We start from the raw sequence: 15,262 nt of genomic DNA on the forward strand, positions 1-15,262 counted from the left end.
GAGCAGTAAATGAAAAAGCAGCGTGCCTTTCTAAAATGGGCTGGTGGTAAATATGGCCTAGTTGAAGACATCCAACGCCACCTGCCACCTGCTCGCAAGCTAGTTGAACCATTCGTTGGTGCTGGTTCAGTATTTCTGAATACGGATTATGACCAATACCTACTTGCAGATATCAACCCAGATCTGATCAATCTTTATAACCTGCTCAAAACAGACCCTGAGACTTATATCAGTGAGTCTAAGCGTTGGTTTTGTCCTGAAAATAACCGTAAAGAAGCGTACTTAGATATTCGTGCTCAATTTAATGCAACGGATAACATCATGTACCGTTCATTGGCGTTTCTGTACATGAACCGTTTCGGTTTTAATGGATTGTGCCGCTACAACAAAAAGGGTGGCTTCAATGTTCCTTTCGGTTCTTACAAAAAGCCATACTTTCCAGAAGCAGAACTCGAGTTTTTCGCAGAAAAAGCCCAAAAAGCGACGTTCGTTTGTGAAGGTTATGTAGAAACTTTTCGTCGAGCAAGAAAGGGGTGCGTAGTGTATTGCGATCCGCCATACGCACCGCTGTCTAATACTGCAAATTTCACCTCTTATGCGGGCAACGGCTTTTCTCTTGATGATCAAGCCGCCTTGGCAGATGTTGCGGAAAAAGCGGCGATAGAAAGAGACATTCCAGTATTGATCTCTAATCACGACACAACGTTGACTCGACGTTTGTATCACGGTGCCGATTTAAATGTGGTAAAAGTGAAGCGAACAATTAGTCGTAATGGAGCGGGCCGTAACAAGGTTGATGAACTGCTGGCTTTGTTCCACAGTGAAAAGAATCAACAGTGTTAATTGTCCACGACTGTCGGTGATGATTTCCTGAGCTCAAATTTCTCATATCACTTTGCTTCATATCTTTGAACGACGCTAATCGCTGCTTAGCTAACATTTCTTCAACTTATCTTTTCTAGCTCTAGGATCTCGCTAGTGGCTTAGGTAGAATTGCGCACAAATAATTGTATGGTTTTGATTCATTACTATGCAATGGCGCTATGTCACCATTTACTCACTTTTAAGAGGTCAGGTATGAAAGATTTTCTAATCGCCCCGTCTATTTTGTCTGCAGATTTTGCTCGTCTTGGTGAAGATGTTGAGCGTGTACTGGCAGATGGTGCAGATGTGGTGCATTTCGATGTAATGGATAACCATTACGTACCCAACCTGACTTTTGGTGCGCCGATTTGTAAGGCTCTACGTGATTACGGTATTACAGCGCCTATCGATGTTCACTTGATGGTGAAGCCGGTTGATAATATTGTCCCTGAATTTGCTAAAGCGGGGGCATCAATGATCACTTTCCATGTGGAAGCCTCTGAGCATATTGACCGAACTCTGCAATTGATCAAAGAGCATGGCTGTAAAGCGGGTGTGGTATTGAACCCAGCGACGCCATTGTCTTGCCTTGATTACATCATGGATAAAGTCGACATGATTTTGCTTATGTCGGTAAACCCTGGGTTTGGCGGTCAGTCTTTCATTCCAAATACGCTAGATAAGCTACGTGCCGTGCGTAAGATGATTGATGAATCCGGTCGTGACATCCGTTTAGAAATTGACGGTGGCGTGAAGGTAGACAACATTCGTGAGATCGCCGAAGCTGGCGCTGATATGTTTGTTGCTGGTTCTGCAATTTTTAATCAACCAGATTACAAAGAAGTGATTGACCAAATGCGTGCAGAACTTGCAAAAGTTAACGCATAAAAGTAGAACTAGACACAGAATTTAGATTAAGGGGCTGATTAGCCCCTTTTTACGTCTTATCGCTCAACTTGTAAGACGACAATATTAATAGGAAAGTAAGATGTCATTAAGCGCAATAAAACTGATCGCCTTTGATTTGGATGGAACCTTGCTAGATAGCGTGCCAGATTTAGCTGTCGCAGCAGATCAAGCGTGTCAGGGACTCGGCTTCCCGTCAGTCGCTGAAGAGCAAGTTCGCGATTATGTCGGTAATGGTGCCGATGTTCTTATCGGACGTTCTCTGAGTCAAAGCCTAACGGTTGATCCAAGCCTTGAACCTGAGCTGCTGAAAAAAGCCCGGGTTATGTTTGATGACTTTTATGAGCAAGGCGGCCACAAACTGAGTCATCTGTACCCATCTGTCAAAGAGACTTTGGCAGAGCTCGATAAAGCTGGCTTCACAATGGCGCTGGTGACCAACAAGCCCTCTAAGTTTGTTCCGGATGTGTTAGCGCAACATGGTATCGATAAATACTTTGTTGATGTTATCGGTGGTGATTCATTCCCAGAGAAAAAGCCGAACCCAATGGCGTTGAACTGGCTACTAGAAAAGCACGCTGTAAAAGCGGAAGAAATGTTGATGGTAGGCGACTCAAGCAATGATATTAAGGCCGCTAAAAATGCGGGCTGTTACTCATTTGGTTTAACTTATGGCTACAACCATGGTGAGTCAATTTCTGTATCTAATCCTGACTATGTTGCGGATGACATTGCGCAATTGCTAGAAGTCGTCCTAGTTTCAGCATAAAGCACAGAAAACTTAGCGAAAGCCTCTAGTAATATACTCGCCAATGAGTACACTGCTTAAACCGTGTTGATAAATTCGACACGGTTTTTTTAATCGAATTTTTATGAAGTCAAAGGAATCATAAGCATGAGCAAACCCATCGTATTGAGTGGTGTTCAACCATCAGGTGAACTAAGTATCGGTAACTACTTGGGTGCTCTACGTCAATGGCAACAGATGCAAGATGATTACGATTGCCAATACTGTGTTGTAGACCTTCACGCAATTACGGTTCGTCAAGATCCGAAAGCGCTGCATGAAGCGACTCTAGACGCATTAGCAATCTGTCTTGCTGTCGGTGTTGATCCAAAGAAGAGCACGCTATTTGTTCAGTCACACGTACCAGAGCATGCTCAGCTTGGTTGGCTTCTTAACTGTTACACCCAAATGGGTGAACTGAGCCGAATGACTCAGTTTAAAGATAAATCTGCACGTTACGCGAACGACGTAAATGCAGGTCTATTCGGTTACCCAGTACTTATGGCTGCCGACATTCTATTATACGGTGCACACCAAGTGCCGGTCGGTAATGACCAAAAGCAGCACCTAGAGTTAGCTCGTGATATAGCAACGCGTTTTAATAACTTGTACAGCACGCCAGAGCAGCCTCTTTTTCAAATTCCAGAGCCGTACATTCCAACAGTGAATGCGCGTGTAATGAGCCTGCAAGACGCAACCAAGAAAATGTCTAAGTCAGACGATAACCGTAAAAATGTTATCACTCTGCTAGAAGAGCCTAAGTCGATCATTAAGAAGATCAACAAGGCCCAAACAGACACAGAAACACCACCACGTATTGCCAGCGATTGGGAAAACAAAGCGGGTATTTCTAACCTGATGAGCCTTTACTCAGCGGCAACCGGCAAAACGTTTGAAGAAATTGAAGCTCAGTACCAAGGTGTTGAAATGTACGGCCCATTTAAGAAAGACGTTGGTGCCGCTATCGTTGAAATGCTTGAACCTATTCAATCTGAATACAAGCGCATCCGAGAAGATCGTGCTTACATGGACACTGTCATGAAAGCGGGTGCTGAAAAAGCATCAGAGCGCGCTGCCGTTACATTGAAAAAAGCATACGAAGCTGTAGGGTTTGTGACACGTCCGTAGTCGTATTTTAAGCTCTTACCAAGCCACCGAATAGGTGGCTTTTTTTTGCTGTCCGTTTTTTAAAGACCACTCCAATCCCCCCGGTTTTAATTATTTCTGAGTCCTAGTTCAAAATTACATAAAGTTGTTCGATGTTTGAACAGAGATATGTCGTTATTTGTTGAAACAAAACTTTTACTCATAAAATTATCACTTAACGAGTGATAAACATCTCATTTGTAATACGGATGACTTCAAGCTGTTACATAAAACAGGGATATTACGCACCACCTGCTGGTTTGTATAAGTGGTCGGTGTTGTATTTTTACCTTCTATGGTATTGGCCATAGCAATCGATACCTTGCCCCAAAGCTTTCCAAATCATTAATAGAATAATGTCTTGAACAAGGATTTAGATATGACTTCAAAGAATGCTATTGCATTGGCTTTGTCTTCTCTATTTGTAGCCAGTGCAGCGAATGCTGTCACTATTTATGAAGATGAAAACGGTGACTTCGTAAAACTCTATGGTGAGGTCGGTGTTGGTGGCCATATTGGTGCTAACTACGACTACGGTGAGTTTTACGCCGACCAAAATTTCATTGACGATTCCTTCGCAACTATGGGAGTGAAGGGTAAAAACGACAAGATGCATTATCGCTTAGAGCTGGACTATGAGCGTGAGAACTGGAAAGGCGGTTCAGGTGATATGGTTCTGGCGATCGATAAAGTCTTTATTGGATACGACCTGTACAAGAGTAAGAACCAAGAGCACTACGTAGAAGTAGGTCTAACCGATACTGCATTTGATGACTACGACAAGTGGGGTGATTTTACTTTCGATACCACAGTTGAAACAGGCGAAGCTGGCGATCAAGACATGACGGCTAAGTACGAAGGCCGTTACTTTGGTTCGATCAAAGTTGGCGCTTCATACACCAACCGTGCTGAGTCTTCTTCTGGCTCTGAACTTGGAGAAATCGTCAATGGTTACATTGGTTACTTTGGCGATCGCTTCTCTGTAGTAGCTGGTGCGGAAGCTCGCGGTGGTTCTGATGGCTCATCATCGTACGGTGAACAACTGTTATATGGTGTAGGGGCTCGTATATCTGTAACGGATAATTTGGATCTTGGTTTAAATGCATTCATTGAAGAAGAAGATAGAAGCCGTGAAGATCCTACATGCCTTGACAACTGTTTGCCAGGAGAAGAGGACCCAGTTGAGCAATACAATGATTTCCAAACAGAAGATAACAAAGGTTATTTAGCTTCTGTTCGATATAAATTCTCTGAAGTATGGGAATTTACAGCGTCGTATAACTTTGAGGAATACCAATCTTGGGGTGATGTGAACCGAAATTATAGTGCTCGTTACGGCAAAGATTATTACAGCTGGGGTGATGAGCGTGTATGGAGCACCTTCGGCGTTAACTACCGTCCAACACGTTCTAGCGTGATCGCATTTGAGTGGAACACCGGTGAAGCAGCTCAAGATGCTTACGCTTACGCTCGTGTTTACTTCTAATTAAATCAGAGAGATATCGAAATGAATAAAAAAATGACTCTACTTGCTGGTGCGATTAGTAGTGTACTTAGCGGCGCTGCACTGGCGGATATAAATAATATTCTGATTACAGAGTACGTAGAATCGAGCGTAGATAGCTACGCAATTAACAGTGCGATTGAAATCACCAATACAGGCTCTACGTCTTTTACCTTTACCGATCATGCTTTGTATTACAGCAGTTATAAAAACAAAGTTCTTAAGCCGGATGATGTAACACCTGTACTGGAAGACGTCACGATTGCTGCCGGGGAAAGCATCGTTGTCGTTGGCGACAATGCGACTTCTGATTTGAAAGATGCGGTTGCAGCGAATGGTGCCACTATCGTTTATTCAGGTAGCTACGGTGGTATTGGGCATGACGCATTGAACTTTAATGGAGATGATCCTGTTTGGATTGGGGCTGATGATAACCCAGATACCATTCACGACATTATTGGTGTCAGCGGATCAACCTGGGGTAAAGAGGTCACCTTACGTCGTACTAATGATGCGACAACGCCAGACAGCTCATATGTTGAGCTACATTGGGCTAACGTTGGTACAGATGTTTACGAAGATTTGGGGAAACTGACGCTAGAAGAGCCACCAACACCACCGCCACCGCCGATTGAAGTGACTCTAGCTGAAGTGCAAGGTTCGGGTAAATTCTCTCCACTGGTTGAAGAGGAATTTGGAACGTCACTAAAAGAAGATCAGTTTTATGAAACTGAAGCTTCGTACAAGCTAACGGCGTATGTGGGGTACGTATTGCCGAGTGCAGGGAACGGCCTGTCAAAAGGCTTTTTCCTTTACGATAACGACGGTGACCCGCTTACTTCTGATGGCCTGTTTGTATATTCAAGCTCTCAACCTGCAGTCGGTACAGAAATTACCGTTGTTGGTAGCGTTCGTGAATACTTTGGTCAAACGCAGTTTAATTTATCGGAAGATTGGGTTGAAACGGGCAATAATATTACTCCTCCAACCCCTGTTGAGCTCAAACGTCTCCCTGAAGACGGCGCATCTTTTGCCAATACACTAGAGCGTCATGAAGGCATGTTCGTTAAGCTTGTTGAAGACATGGATGATGAAACAGAGGGCAATCAAGATATGCGCGTAACGCGTGCATTTGCTTTCGACTTTGAACTTTACCACAAAGGCCAATTCCGTAATAACTTGGCGTTAGCGTACGAAGAGCCAAACTTCCACCCGAATCAAGAATATGTAGCTGGCAGCTTCGAATCGATTGCTAAGATCGAACAAAACCGTGATGCCACTCTATTCCTCGATAGTGAAAAAGCCCCAAGCAATGGCGAAATCCCTTATTACGCTAACTTTAGCTACGACAACCCAATTCGTATTAACGACGGGATTAAGAACGTAGAAGGTGTGATTGCGTACACCTACGATGAATATCGCTTGGTGGTGAAGGATCCTGATGCTGGTGGTTATCAGATGACAAGTGCTGATATTACGCCAAATACACCACGTCCAGTTTCAAGCTCTGGTGAGTATGACATCATTAATGAAGAATACGATGCTGGTTTTACCATTAAAGTTGCCACGCAAAACGTATTGAACCTGTTTAACTCTCCTTACGGTGGTAGCTCAAATCAGTTTGGTGATAACCGTGGTGCAGAGTCGGAAGAAGAATACGAACTGCAGAAAGCAAAAATTGTAGAAGCGATTTACGGCCTAGACGCAGATATTCTTGGTTTGATGGAAATTGAGAACAATGGTTTTGGTGACTTTGGTGCAATCAAGACGCTTTTAGCATCGGTTAATGCAAAATACGATGAAGAAGACTACGCGAAGCGTGGTGATCAAGATTCTATCCACAATCGCTATGTCTTTGTTGGCTTCGATAGCAATGGAGATACCATCCTAGATGAAAACGACACTATAGGTACTGATGCGATTACATCAGGTGTAATTTACCGTCCGTCTAAAGTTTCGATTGTGTCAGGTCGTATTATTCAAATGCCTGAACAGCATGCTCCGTTAGTGGAATACCCTGATGGTGGCGCGATTGTTGATGGTGATGGTGCGGTTCGTGAAAGTGGTGACAACTACCAGCGTAATACCGTCGCGGCGACATTCCAAGTTCTTAATACCGGTAAGCGTCTAACGGTTGCGATTAACCACTTGAAATCGAAAGGTTCTACTTGTCATGAAGATTGGGTTGGTTGGGAAACTTGGGCTGACTTTGATCCAGTGAACGATGATGTTCGCAACGATGATTACCAAGGCTCTTGTGAAAACTTCCGCGTATCAGCTGCGTACCAGTTAGGTACAGAGATGGCAAAAATTGGTGGTGACCAAGTCGTGTTGGGTGACATGAACTCATACACCTATGAAGATCCAATGCTTGTTCTTACCGATAACCCAACAGACAAAGACATTTACGCATCAAGCTACACCTTTGTTGGTGATGAATTGTTTGAAAAGAATGGTCAAAAGATCACGACAACATTTGGCTACCTAAATGCGGTTGACTTGAAAACACCAGCAGGCAAAACAGCTTGGAGTTACTCATACAACAACGAGATCGGTTCTCTGGATCATCTTTTAATCACGCCTTCACTGAAAGATCGTTTGGTTGATGCTGCTGACTGGCATATCAATGCGGCTGAATCTTCATTGAATGATTACAGTAACTACAAGAAAGCATCTGATGAGGCTTCTAACCCATTCGGTAGAGAAACACCAATTCGTTCTTCTGACCACGATCCAGCAATGGTATCGCTAGGCTACAAGTACGGCGAAGCGGGTGAGTCGAATGTGAATATTGCTGTGAAGAGCGGCCGTGCTGACATCGCATTCCCGGTTTCGGCTGATGCGAGATCTGGTGATGTTGCTGAAATCTCTATCTCTCCACAACCACAAAATGTCTCTTTGCCGAAAGTAACGTTGAGTCAAGACGGTGCACAAACAGTAATGTTTGACGTGGCTGGCCTTGATACGGGTACTTACACGATTTCGATGAAGCTAATGGGAGACCGTGTTGCTGCACAAAATGCTGGGGCGTCTTCTTCTCAAGTTATTGATTCTATGACAATGTCTACCAACATTAGCAAGCAAGATTCAAGCAATGTTTCGCCAGTGACTCCCGAATACGATGGTTCAGGTGGTAGCTTCGGCTTCGGTGCTCTGTTGTCACTGATGGGTCTTGGTTTCCTGCGCCGCCGCCGTCAGTAACTGGTAAAAGGGTTAGTCATTTTTACTAACCCTTTCTTTTGAGTAAAGCCTAGGAAACACAGCGTTAACTTGGCTGATATGGATATAAATCTGTTTACCTCTGAGGTTCAAACATGAAAAAAAGTTTAATAGCGATTGCTGTTGGTGCGGTTATCGCACCTATTGCAAATGCGAATATTGTTATTTCAGAAGTCGTTGAAGGTTCTAGCAATAACAAAGCGATTGAAGTTGCAAACGTTGGCTCGTCTTCGGTGCAGCTGTCAGGTTACAGCCTCTTTATTGAATCGAACGGCAGCGGAAATTGGGATAATGAGTACGACCTGTCTGAGGTCACTTTAGGTTCAGGTGAGACGCATGTAGTCACTCACGCACAAGCGACTGAAGACTTGCTCGCAAAAGGAGATGCGACAGGCACAATTACTTATTTCAATGGCGATGACTCTATTTCGTTGCAAAAAGATGGAAATATTGTCGATATCTTGGGATACGTTAACGATACGGACTACAACAAAGATGTCACGCTAAAGCGTATCGACATGACTCCAAGTACAAGCTATGACCCAGCAAAGTTTGAAGTCCTTGAAAAAGATAACTGGGAAGATATCGGCAAAGTTGAGTTAGGTGGCGGTGGTGCAGGGGAAGTTGTCATTACTGAATACGTAGAAGGCAGCTCAAACAACAAGGCGATCGAACTCTATAACAACGGTTCTGAAGATATTGATCTAACTGGCTACAAACTTGTTCGTTATAAAGATGGCGATGAAAGCCCATTGGATATGGTAAGTCTTGATGGGCAAACATTACCTGCAAACTCGGTATTAGTTGTTCTGCATGATTCTGCAGATATCACGCTAGATGATGGCGTAAGCTCAATCACCGGTGGTTTGTATCACAATGGTGGCGACGCAGTCGGTCTGTTCAATGGCGATAGCCTGGTTGATGTTGTTGGTGCGGTTCCAACTGCGAGTGGTTGGGGTAAAGATGTTACTTTGCAAAGAAATGGTACATCGCCGTCAACTACTTACAATGACTCGGACTGGACTGAGCTAGTAAAAGACACATTTGATGGCTTAGGTAAAGTTAATGGCTCGGTTGACCCAGATCCCGATCCTGACCCAGATCCAACGCCAGATACTTTGATCAGTCAACTTCAGGGCGGCTCTTGGGCTTCTCCGTACACCGATCCAGCCAATGGCAAGTTTATCTCCGATGAAACCTTCACTGTGGAAGGGGTTATCACCGCAATTCAAAGCGAAGCGCTTGATGGTGATGTTGCCGTTGGTTTCTACATGCAAGATGAAACGCCAGATAACGACCCGAAAACTTCTGACGGTATTTTTGTTGTCGGTGATGTAACTGACTTAAGTGTAGGGGATAAGGTTCAGGTAACTGGTCCTGTAGAGGAAAACTTTGGTTGGACTCAAATTCCAGCAACAGCCATTACCGCTGTTGGTACTGGCTCTGTAGCGGCAGTTAACCTTGAGCAAAGTACTTCAGATTCAGAGTTTGATTTCACTTTAGAGCGTCATGAAGGCATGCTGGTTAACCTGACTTCGATGGTTGATATGCGAGTTTCGCGTAGCTACAGCTTTGATGAAGGTCCTAAGCGTTACAACCTAGTCCTTAGCCAAGGGAAAGCAAATGTTCACCCGAACCAAGCGAATTTTCCCGGTACTGATCAAGCAGAAAAAGCCGCTGACTGTAACGATGACGCACGCCTAGTGGTTGAGTCATTTAAGAAAGATACTATTGGTGCACCGGCATGGTATCCAGACTTTGCTAAAACTGATATTGACCAAAATGGTTCGACTGAAGACTTCATTCGTGTAGGCGATCGTGCGAGTAACCTTCAGGGTGTGCTTGGGTACTCCTACTCAGACTACCGCTTCTACGTAACAGAAGATGCAAACAACGATACCTTCATTGCTCGTGGTAACAACCGTGATGTAACGCCAGAGGTTGATGATGGCGACGTACGTATCGCAACATTCAATGCTCAAGAGTACTTTAACAGCTTGCAAGGTAGTGGTGAGGCTAATGATTTCTTAGCCTACGATGCAACACCTGGCGCGCAAGATTCAACTCAGTTTGATCATCAAACAGCGAAGCTTGTTGCGGCGTTAACAGCGCTTGATGCGGACATCGTTGGTCTGATGGAGGTTGAAAACAACGGCTTTGAAGATAGTTCTGCAATTTCTTACCTAGTAACTCAGCTTAATGCTGACCTCCCAGAGGCTAAGCAGTACAACATCGCTAGCAGCGAAGGCTTAACAACGGTTGGTGAGCTAGCGACAGCTAACTTTGTGATTTTCCGTCCGAGTACAGTCGGTTTAGATTCGCTGCAAGTGATCCCGATGCCGAAGCAAGAGGCTGAAAATGGTGAGTTTACGACTCAACACGCAGCAGTTGTACCAGTGTTCTCGTTTAAAGATCGTGAAGAAAAACTTGTGGTTGCGGTAAGCCACTTTGCGGATAAAGACCAAGTTTGTTTGGAAGATACGTCGGATGACGATCGTCAAGGTGGTTGTGAAAATCTACGGGTGTCTGCTGCGGATTACCTAGGCCAGAAGTTGGCTGAAATGGAAGGCGAAAAAGTCATTCTTGGTAGTCTAAATGCATTTAATAACGAAGATGCAATTACAGTTCTAACCGATCGTTCAGGTGCGCCTGAAAACTATGAGATCAAGACGGCTGAAAAAACCTTTATCGGTGAAGAGTCTCTGCACGAAGAAGGTGTCGTTGTTGCTGATAGCTACGGTTTTGAAAACGTAATGGAGATTGTAGATCCAAATAGCTACAACGTAGTTCAAGGGGATGAGAATGGTAGCCTCGACTATATCCTAACTTCTGCGGGACTTAAGTCGAAAGTTATTGGTGCAACCCATTGGAATATCAATGCGGGTGAATCTCAAACACTGGATGCTAAGCACGAACTTGGTCAAGCATACTCGGATTCTTTCCGCGCAGCAGGCCATGATCCAGTTGTACTATCGATTGCCTTTGCCGGCAAACCCATTGACCCAGTTGATCCTGTATTCCCAGATCCTGATCAGCCAGTACAACCGGGTACGCCAGTAGAGCTTCCTGATGAGCCAATTAATGAGCCTCGCCCTGAGTCTCCGGTTGGTGGTGCGACTTTTAACCACTTTGTTGATCTAACGAAATACTCAAATTCTGCTTACTTGAAAGTGGGTGATGAAGTGTCGGTAAGCTTCAACAATGCAACTCAAGCGTTTGTGGCAACGTCTTCAAATGTTCAAAAAGACGTTCTGGATCAGTTCGAAATTGCGCTTGGTTGGACGGAAGTGCCAATCTCAGGTCTAGAGACTGGTGACTACACAGTAACAACAGCTGTTGAAGGTCAAGTGATTGAAACGCAGCAAGTGTCTATTACTCAGATGAGTGATTCTGACAGCGATGGTGGTTCATTTGGCCTAGGTGGTCTATTGAGCCTATTAGGACTTGGTTTCCTACGTCGTCGTTTTAACAAGTAACCTCATTGCATTAAGGAGTAGGGGCTTTGTCGCCCCTAATTAAAAGTATGAAAAAGACACTACTGACTTTACTTATTCCGTGTGCATTCAGTGTTAATGCTGCATATGAACAAGCACATGATCCGCATGTTGTAGGCACGTTACCTAAGGTGACTTGTCAAACAACGATCGTTGAGCCACCAGTACCACCGGGTGAAGTGCATAACCCTGATGGCTATTACGACAGCGCATTGAATAAAACAGGTGATGAACTGAAAGAAGCGCTGAATAACATCATATCGACAGGTGTAACGAAATTGCCATATTCATCGAGTAGTTTTGATGTATGGGATGCTTTGGACGTAACTGACGAAGACCCGAATAATTCGAGCAACGTTATTCTGTTGTACACTGGCCGCTCGCAAGAGAAAGGTCAGAAAACAGGACAAGGTAGCCTCGGACAGGATAACTGGAACCGTGAGCATACTTACCCTAAATCTAATGGTGAGTTCAATGACGATCGTGCATCGGCGTATACAGATATTCACCACCTACGTCCTACCGATGAGTCGGTAAACAGCAAGCGTAGTAACTTGGAGTTTGACAATGGTGGTTCGGAAATTACTGAAGCACCAGGCAACTATAGTGATGGCGATTCATTTGAGCCGCGTGATGAAGTGAAGGGTGATGTTGCTCGTATGATGTTTTATATGGCAACACGTTATGAGGGTAACGATACAAGCGATGTGTCTAATCCCGACCTTGAACTTGTACCGAGCGTAACCAATAACGGTACTGCTCTAGGCAACGTGTGTGTGCTTCTTGAGTGGAATGAGCAAGACCCTGTCGATCACTTTGAGTTTGATCGAAATAGTAAAATTCAAGAGATTCAGGGTAACCGAAACCCATTTGTCGATAACCCTCATTGGGGTGAGTCCATTTTTAGGAAAGACTGTGACCAGTAGGTGATACTTCTAGTCAGTTAGGCTTTTTACGAGGCAAACTGTAAACAATTAAGGTCAACCTCGGTTGACCTTATTTTTTTGTCTGGTGCAGTTTCCACTTGCCTTTCCCTATGGGTATTGCACAATACCGCCCCTACACCTCCAATCAATCAGCCATTAGCAAACGATTTCGACTCATGTTACTTATCATCGATAACTACGACTCTTTTACCTATAACTTGTACCAGTACTTCTGCGAGTTAGGGGCAACTGTGAAAGTTGTTCGTAATGACGAGATAGATATTGATGGAATAACAGCACTCGAACCGACGCATTTAGTAATTTCTCCGGGTCCGTGTACACCGAACGATGCAGGAATATCTCTGGCGGTGATTGAGCACTTTGCAGGTAAACTGCCGATTATGGGCGTATGTTTGGGCCATCAGGCGATCGCGCAAGTCTTTGGTGGTGAAGTTGTGCGAGCAAGACAAGTCATGCATGGGAAAACGTCTCCTATCCGCCACAATGGCAAAAGCGTTTTCCAAAACTTAAATAACCCTCTGACCGTGACGCGTTATCATTCATTGGTCGTCAAAAATGGCACTTTACCTGACTGTTTTGAGTTGACCGCATGGACTGAGCTTGAAGATGGTTCTATGGATGAAATCATGGGTTACCAGCATAAAACCTTGCCGATCGATGCTGTTCAATTTCACCCAGAATCAATTAAAACAGAGCAAGGACACCAGTTGCTGGCTAACTTTCTGGCCCGTTAAGTGTTTAACCTTGTCTGACCGCGATCACTTTTTATAACATTTCTTTCATTCATTTTCACAATCCTCCTCTTTGCAAACTTATTCGCCGTATTTAGTGCGGATAGGGTGCTGCGGTTGTACGCGCTGAGCTTAATTACTGTTTGCTATACCATTAGTGAAAAAAAGCTTCATAAAATAGATTACTTGATGCATAAATAGTCATAAGTAGTGATGTTTGCTCAGTTGATTTGCGGAGTGAAAGAATAATCTACTATTGAAATGGTTAATTAAATGTAAATACAATGCTGCAGCAGGATAAAAGCGGAACAAAATATTTTTGTCTCGCTTATGAATCATTACGCTTATTTGCGAAGCATGCGGTATCGAGAAGGAATGTGCGATGACAGTGGAAAATAAAGTAGAACGTAGTCTTTTTAATGAGGTGATGGTGCCTTGTTATAACCCAATGGAAATGATCCCTGTAAAAGGGGAAGGCGCACGAGTTTGGGACCAAGAAGGTCGCGAATATATCGATTTCGCTGGTGGCATTGCGGTGAGCTGCTTGGGTCACTGTCACCCTGCAATGGTGAACGCGGTGACTGAGCAAGCAAATAAGCTATGGCACCTAAGTAATGTAATGACAAACGAGCCAGCACTGCGTTTAGCGAAGAAGCTGACAGACGTAAGTTTTGCCGACAAAGTGTTTTTTGCCAACTCTGGTGCAGAAGCAAACGAAGCAGCACTTAAACTAGCTCGTCGTTGGGCAGCGGATGTTCACGGTGAAGAGAAATCTGAAATCATCGCATTCCAACAAGGCTTCCACGGTCGTACTTTCTTTACTGTCACTGTGGGTGGCCAAGCGGCATACTCGGACGGTTTCGGTCCTAAACCTGGTGATGTAACTCACTTACCATACAACGATGTTGCAGCACTTGAAGCTCAGATCTCTGACCGCACGTGTGCAATCATGATGGAGCCACTGCAAGGTGAGGGCGGAATTATTTCTCCGACTCCAGAGTTTGTGAAAGCGGTACGTGAACTGTGTGATAAGCACAACGCACTATTGATCTTTGATGAAGTTCAAACGGGTAACGGCCGTACTGGTGATTTCTACGCTTACCAAGGTCTAGGCATTAAGCCAGATATCCTAAGCACTGCAAAATCTCTTGGTGGTGGCTTCCCTATCGGCGCAATGCTAACAACTGACGAATTAGCACCACACCTTAAAGTTGGTACTCATGGCTCAACTTATGGTGGTAACCCACTGGCGTGTGCAGTTGCGGAAGCAGTGGTAGACGTAGTAAGCCAACCTGAAACTTTAGCGGGTGTAAAAGAGCGTGAAGCGCTATTCCGTGAAGGTTTGACTAAGATTAATGATAAGTACCAAATCTTTAGTGAAGTTCGTGGTAAAGGCTTATTGCTTGGCGCGGCACTGAATGAAGAATGGCAAGGCCGTGCTCGTGACGTATTGGTTGCGGCAGGCAAAGAAGGTTTGATGGTACTAGTGGCTGGAGCAAACGTAGTTCGTTTCACTCCGTCTTTAGTTATCACAACACAAGAAATAGAAGAAGGTTTGGCTAAACTAGATAAAGCGATTGCATCTCTAGTTTAGTAACAGGTGACGCCATATCAGGATTCGATATGGCGTAAACCATAAGGCCCAGCTGTTAGTTTTGGGCCTG

At 44.4% G+C, this 15,262-nt stretch carries 10 protein-coding genes; all 10 read left to right on the forward strand.

Annotated elements, in window-relative coordinates; genetic code table 11:
• The first annotated feature begins 9 nt into the window (after window positions 1-9).
• The 10 genes from ACHUFI_RS11505 to ACHUFI_RS11550 all read left to right on the forward strand — a co-directional run bounded on the left by ACHUFI_RS11505 (window position 10) and on the right by ACHUFI_RS11550 (window position 15,192).
• Window positions 10-843, forward strand: coding sequence for a Dam family site-specific DNA-(adenine-N6)-methyltransferase (locus ACHUFI_RS11505; RefSeq protein WP_394249238.1), 834 nt, complete (start codon window positions 10-12; stop codon window positions 841-843).
• 234 nt (window positions 844-1,077) lie between these two features.
• Window positions 1,078-1,752: a ribulose-phosphate 3-epimerase gene (rpe, locus tag ACHUFI_RS11510; RefSeq protein WP_394249240.1), complete on the forward strand. Its 675-nt coding sequence runs from the start codon at window positions 1,078-1,080 to the stop codon at window positions 1,750-1,752.
• A 100-nt stretch (window positions 1,753-1,852) separates the two neighbouring features.
• Window positions 1,853-2,539, forward strand: coding sequence for a phosphoglycolate phosphatase (locus ACHUFI_RS11515; RefSeq protein ID WP_394249242.1), 687 nt, complete (start codon window positions 1,853-1,855; stop codon window positions 2,537-2,539).
• 126 nt (window positions 2,540-2,665) lie between these two features.
• Entirely contained in the window at window positions 2,666-3,685 is a 1,020-nt protein-coding gene (gene trpS / locus ACHUFI_RS11520; protein WP_394249244.1) for a tryptophan--tRNA ligase, read from the forward strand.
• Between the two features lie 397 nt (window positions 3,686-4,082).
• Complete coding sequence (locus tag ACHUFI_RS11525) at window positions 4,083-5,189, forward strand: porin (RefSeq protein WP_394249246.1); 1,107 nt, start codon at window positions 4,083-4,085, stop codon at window positions 5,187-5,189.
• A 21-nt stretch (window positions 5,190-5,210) separates the two neighbouring features.
• Complete coding sequence (locus ACHUFI_RS11530; protein ID WP_394249248.1) at window positions 5,211-8,408, forward strand: ExeM/NucH family extracellular endonuclease; 3,198 nt, start codon at window positions 5,211-5,213, stop codon at window positions 8,406-8,408.
• A 113-nt stretch (window positions 8,409-8,521) separates the two neighbouring features.
• Window positions 8,522-11,902 carry an ExeM/NucH family extracellular endonuclease gene (locus ACHUFI_RS11535; RefSeq protein WP_394249250.1) on the forward strand — a complete coding sequence of 1,127 codons (3,381 nt, stop codon included), beginning with the start codon at window positions 8,522-8,524 and terminating at the stop codon, window positions 11,900-11,902.
• Window positions 11,903-11,949: 47 nt separating this feature from the next.
• Window positions 11,950-12,846, forward strand: coding sequence for an endonuclease I family protein (locus ACHUFI_RS11540; RefSeq protein WP_394249252.1), 897 nt, complete (start codon window positions 11,950-11,952; stop codon window positions 12,844-12,846).
• Window positions 12,847-13,022: 176 nt separating this feature from the next.
• Window positions 13,023-13,601: an aminodeoxychorismate/anthranilate synthase component II gene (locus tag ACHUFI_RS11545; protein ID WP_394249254.1), complete on the forward strand. Its 579-nt coding sequence runs from the start codon at window positions 13,023-13,025 to the stop codon at window positions 13,599-13,601.
• Between the two features lie 379 nt (window positions 13,602-13,980).
• Complete coding sequence (locus tag ACHUFI_RS11550) at window positions 13,981-15,192, forward strand: aspartate aminotransferase family protein (protein WP_394249256.1); 1,212 nt, start codon at window positions 13,981-13,983, stop codon at window positions 15,190-15,192.
• The last annotated feature ends 70 nt before the right edge of the window (window positions 15,193-15,262 follow it).

Origin of the sequence: Vibrio profundi, from assembly GCF_043642225.1 — a bacterium.
Lineage (GTDB): Bacteria > Pseudomonadota > Gammaproteobacteria > Enterobacterales > Vibrionaceae > Vibrio > Vibrio profundi_A.

Excerpts from the sequence above, each read along its gene's own strand:
- ACHUFI_RS11505 (WP_394249238.1), top strand. The coding sequence starts at position 10 with ATGAAAAAGCAGCGTGCCTTTCTAAAATGGGCTGGTGGTAAATATGGC.
- rpe (WP_394249240.1), top strand. The coding sequence starts at position 1,078 with ATGAAAGATTTTCTAATCGCCCCGTCTATTTTGTCTGCAGATTTTGCT.
- ACHUFI_RS11515 (WP_394249242.1), top strand. The coding sequence starts at position 1,853 with ATGTCATTAAGCGCAATAAAACTGATCGCCTTTGATTTGGATGGAACC.
- trpS (WP_394249244.1), top strand. The coding sequence starts at position 2,666 with ATGAGCAAACCCATCGTATTGAGTGGTGTTCAACCATCAGGTGAACTA.
- ACHUFI_RS11525 (WP_394249246.1), top strand. The coding sequence starts at position 4,083 with ATGACTTCAAAGAATGCTATTGCATTGGCTTTGTCTTCTCTATTTGTA.
- ACHUFI_RS11530 (WP_394249248.1), top strand. The coding sequence starts at position 5,211 with ATGAATAAAAAAATGACTCTACTTGCTGGTGCGATTAGTAGTGTACTT.
- ACHUFI_RS11535 (WP_394249250.1), top strand. The coding sequence starts at position 8,522 with ATGAAAAAAAGTTTAATAGCGATTGCTGTTGGTGCGGTTATCGCACCT.
- ACHUFI_RS11540 (WP_394249252.1), top strand. The coding sequence starts at position 11,950 with ATGAAAAAGACACTACTGACTTTACTTATTCCGTGTGCATTCAGTGTT.
- ACHUFI_RS11545 (WP_394249254.1), top strand. The coding sequence starts at position 13,023 with ATGTTACTTATCATCGATAACTACGACTCTTTTACCTATAACTTGTAC.
- ACHUFI_RS11550 (WP_394249256.1), top strand. The coding sequence starts at position 13,981 with ATGACAGTGGAAAATAAAGTAGAACGTAGTCTTTTTAATGAGGTGATG.